Annotated in this window: 4 protein-coding genes; 1 reads left to right on the forward strand and 3 read right to left on the reverse strand. The window is 74.5% G+C overall.

Translation table 11 applies throughout. The features are described from left to right. Window positions 1–278 precede the first annotated feature (278 nt). Window positions 279–3,056 carry a hypothetical protein gene (locus AB0K92_RS33435; RefSeq protein ID WP_365929033.1) on the forward strand — a complete coding sequence of 926 codons (2,778 nt, stop codon included), beginning with the start codon at window positions 279–281 and terminating at the stop codon, window positions 3,054–3,056. Window positions 3,057–3,318: 262 nt separating this feature from the next. Here the strand turns inward: AB0K92_RS33435 and AB0K92_RS33440 are convergent, their stop codons facing one another. From AB0K92_RS33440 to AB0K92_RS33450, 3 genes are all read right to left on the reverse strand, one after another. Next, window positions 3,319–3,459, reverse strand: coding sequence for a hypothetical protein (locus tag AB0K92_RS33440; RefSeq protein ID WP_365929034.1), 141 nt, complete (start codon window positions 3,457–3,459; stop codon window positions 3,319–3,321). Continuing rightward, entirely contained in the window at window positions 3,456–3,677 is a 222-nt protein-coding gene (locus AB0K92_RS33445; protein ID WP_365929035.1) for a hypothetical protein, read from the reverse strand. Before AB0K92_RS33445 ends, AB0K92_RS33440 begins: the two co-directional genes overlap by 4 nt. 66 nt (window positions 3,678–3,743) lie before the next feature. Next, window positions 3,744–4,223: RHS repeat-associated core domain-containing protein (locus AB0K92_RS33450; protein WP_365929036.1), on the reverse strand; the 480-nt coding region annotated here is incomplete at its 5' end.

Genomic DNA, 4,223 nt, shown 5'->3' on the forward strand with positions numbered 1-4,223 from the left:
CCGCGCGCCCCGCCCGCCCCGCCCCCCACGCGTAGACCGGCGCCGTCGCCGCGTGGTACCCCCCCGGCTACCCCCCCCCCCCGGCCCCCGCGCCCGCGCGCGCGGCGCCCGCCGCCGAGTCCCGCGCGGAGCTGACCGCCGCCCGCGCGGCCGACGCCGCCACCGCCGCCGAACGGGCGTACGAGGGCGAGCGGCGCACCGCCGAGGCGCTGGCCGCCGAGGAGCGGCTGGCGGAACTGCTGAGCCTGCCCGGCGCCTCCGCCGGCGCCCGCGCCCTGGTGCCCGCGCCCCGCAACGGCGAGGACACCCCCGAGGACGACACCGCCCCCGCCGAGACCGCCCTGACCGCCGAGGAACTGGACCGCTTCGCCGACGAGCTGCGCGAACTCCTCGACGACGCCGTCTCCTCCGCCGAGCGGCAGCTGTTCGACCTGCGCACCGCCGCCGCCGACGACGCCCGCATCCTCGGCGCGCTCGGCGACGGCGGGCTGCTGCCGCCCGGCCCCGACGTGCTGGCCACCGTCGAGTTCCTCGGCGAGCACGGCATCCCCGCGCTCCCCGGCTGGCGCTACCTCGCCCAGGCCGTCGACCCCGCCGACCACGCGCGCGTGCTGGCCGCCCGGCCCGAGCTGGTCGACGGCGTGATCATCACCGACCCCGACTCGCACGCCCGCGCCCGCGAAGCCCTCAGCGACGCCGCGCTGCTGCCCCGGTCCGCCGTGGCCGTCGGCACCGCCGCCGCCCTGCTCGCCCCCACCCCGGCCGCCGGCTCCGGCGACGGCGACGTCTTCCTCGTCCCGCCGAACCCGGCCATGCACGACGAACACGCCGCCGACGAGGAACGACAGGCCCTGCGCGCCCGCGCGACCGCGCGCGACGAGGAGATCCGCGCCCTCGCCGCCCGCCTCGGCAAGGACCGCGAACTGGCCGCCCGGCTCGCCTCCTGGCGCACCGGCTGCCCCGCCGGCCGCCTCGCCGAACTCGCCCGCGCCGCCGAGGAGGCCCGCGCCTTCGCCGAGGAGGCCGAGGCCGAGCTGGCCGAGGCACGCACCGCCCGCGCCGAGGCCGAGGAAGCCGCCGCCGAGGCCGCCCAGGTCCGCGACGAGAAGCAGGAGGCCGCCCAGAAGGCCCGGCGCGCCGCCGACGCCCTCGCCGGCCTCGCCTTCCGGCTGCGCGAACGGGCCGGCTGGCAGGCCAAGCTGCGCGAACTCGCCGACGAGGCCGCCGAGTCCGAGGCCCGCGCCCAGGCCTGCCTGGAGCGCGCCCGCGCCGCCGACGAGGACCGCCGCGCCGCCCAGCGCGCCGCCGACGACGCCCGCCGCACCGCCCGCGCCCTGCGCGCCGAGCGCGCCGAGATCGCCGGCGCCCCCGACGACGTACCGGAGCCGGACCCGGACGCGCCCAAGGCGTCCCTGCCCGCCCTGCGCGAGGCCTACCGGGCCGCCTCCCAGGTGTACGAGAAGGTCGGCGTCGGCGCCGACCTGCGCGCCGAACAGGCCCGCGCGGAAAGCGACGAGAGCGCCGCCCGCGCCGAACTGGACCGGCTCAGCAACAAGGTCCGCACCCGCGCGGAGCAGCTGCTCCAGTCCCCCGACGGCTCCGACGGGCCGTCCCGGCAGGCCGCCGCGGCCCGCGCGGAGGAGCTGGTGCAGCTCCTGGAGACCCGGATGTCCACCGCCAGCGAGCAACTGGGCCGGCTGCGCGGCGAGGCCGAACGGCACGCCCCCGAGGACGGCGAGGCGCACACCGAGCTGCCCGAGGAGCTGGTCCCGCGCGACGCCGAGCACGCCCAGGCGCTGCTGCGCACCGCCACCGCCGAACTCGCCTCCCGCACCGAGGCGCTGGCCCAGGCCCGCGAGGCGCACGCCGAACTGCTGGCCGCCCACCGCGCCGCCGAGGACGCGGCCGGCGGCTTCGACGAGATCGCCGCCCTCCTGCGCGACCTGCTGCGCGAGCCCGCCGCGGAGGACGACCAGGAACAGCCGGAACCGTACCCGGGCAGCCTGGAGGAGGCCCGGCAGGCCGCCGCCGAGGCCCGCCGGTCGCTGCGCGGCTGCGCCGCCGACCTGTCCGCCGCCGAGGCCGCCGTCCGCGAGGCGAGCGACGTCCTGGTGCGGCACGCCAACTCCACCCGCTACGAGCAGGTGCGCACCCCCGCCCGGCAGCAGATCCGCGAACTGCCCGCGTCCGCCCTGCCCGAGCACGCCCAGCGCTGGGCCGACGCCTTCGCCCCGCGGTTGCGCGTCCTCACCGACGAGCTGGCGCAGCTGGAGCGCAACCGCGACTCGATCGTGGACCGGCTGCGCGGCATGGTCGAGTCCGCCCTCGCCACCCTGCGCTCCGCGCAGCGGCTGTCCCGGCTGCCGGAAGGGCTCGGCGAGTGGTCCGGGCAGGAGTTCCTGCGCATCCGCTTCGAGGAACCCGACCAGGCCACCCTCACCGAACGTCTCGGCGAGGTCATCGACGAGGCCACCCGCGCGGCGGTCAAGAAGAACTCCGACCTGCGCCGCGACGGCATGTCCCTGCTGCTGCGCGGAGTCGCCGCCGCGCTCCAGCCCAAGGGCGTCGCCGTCGAGATCCTCAAGCCCGACGCGGTGCTGCGCGCCGAGCGGGTGCCCGTCGGACAGATGGGCGACGTGTTCTCCGGCGGCCAGCTGCTCACCGCGGCCATCGCCCTGTACTGCACGATGGCCGCCCTGCGCTCCAACGACCGGGGCCGCAGCGACAAGCACCGCCACGCGGGCACCCTGTTCCTCGACAACCCGATCGGCCGCGCCAACGCGACGTACCTGCTGGAGCTCCAGCGCGCGGTCTCGGACGCGCTGGGCGTGCAGCTGCTGTACACCACCGGCCTGTTCGACACCACGGCACTCGCCGAGTTCCCGCTGGTGATCCGCCTGCGCAACGACGCGGACCTGCGGGCCGGCCTGAAGTACATCAGCGTGGAGGAGCACCTTCGCCCCGGCCTGCCGAAGCCGCCGCAGGCGGGGGAGGCGGTCCACAGCGAGATCACCGCGACGAGGATGTACAAGCGCCCGGCGCCGTCCACGACCTGAGAGGCGCGGGACGAGCACCGTGGCCTGCGGGCCCGCACAGGCCTGCTGCACCCTCGAACGCCGAACCGGTCCGCTCCCGTAGCGGGGGGCGGACCGGTTGGCACAGCCGAGGGCCGGTTGTCAGCGCTTGTTCTTCTCCCTGAACAAGAAGAACGCCAGTACGGCGGCGCCGAGGACCAGCATGATGAGGGTCACGGGCACGCTCTGGTCCCCCCTTTTCACGCAGCTCCGTCCGACGCCTCGGCGGGCGCTTGGCGCTGCCTCACCTACCGCGTCGGATCTTCACGAGTATGTACAGCGCGACGATGATCGCGACGAAACCTATGGTGAAGACGAGCGCATCCTGCGCGTTTTCGACTGGTGAGTATTTGCCGCTGGCTGCCAGTATGGCCGCGTGTGTCACTTCCGGCTCCTTCCAATTGCCGCCAGAAGGCAAATGAAGGCGCCGCAGATGAAGACCATACTCAATACTTTGCCCAGCATGAAGGAACTGTCAGCCATACCCCAGGAGGGGAAGGACAGGAAACCCAGCACGATCCCGCATACCAACTCGACTGCACTGATGGCCGCAAGAATCACCGCAGTCCTGCGGTTCTCTCTCTCGTTCCTGGCGAGTTCCACTGTCACTTCCTCCGTCGAATCAGTCCTGCCCGGACACGGTCGACACCGTGTCCGGGCAGATGTCTCTCAAGTCGCGCTGTTCTGGTAGTTCGCCGTGACGTAGGCTCCCGCAGCAGTTCCTATGGCTGCGCAATAGGGCACCGCTGCCCCCGCTCCGGCCGGCCCTCCCACGGCCGCAGCCCCGGCTTCACAAAGACCTGTGATGCCGATGTCTGCGATGACACCCGCCGTTGCGGCTTCCGCCGCGTCCGGGCCGCCGGTGAGGCCTTCATAGACGATGCCGGCAACGGAAAGCCCACTGCCGATGTTCCCCAGGGTGTCCAGTGAGAGCAGCCCGTTGGGATCGCTGTTGTTGGTGGGGTCGCCGCCGGCGTACAGGTAGGGGTTGGTTTCCTGTCCGGACGGGTCCGGCTGGGTGAAGCGGCCGAGCTGGGGGTCGTAGTAGCGGTGGCCCATCTTGTACAGGCCGGTCGGGTCGAGGTAGGCGCCGGTGTAGCGGAACGGTTGGGGGGTTGCCTCGGTGGTGGTGCCGCGGGGCAGGCCGGT

Origin of the sequence: Streptomyces sp. NPDC052687 (assembly GCF_040678395.1) — a bacterium.
Classification (GTDB): domain Bacteria; phylum Actinomycetota; class Actinomycetes; order Streptomycetales; family Streptomycetaceae; genus Streptomyces.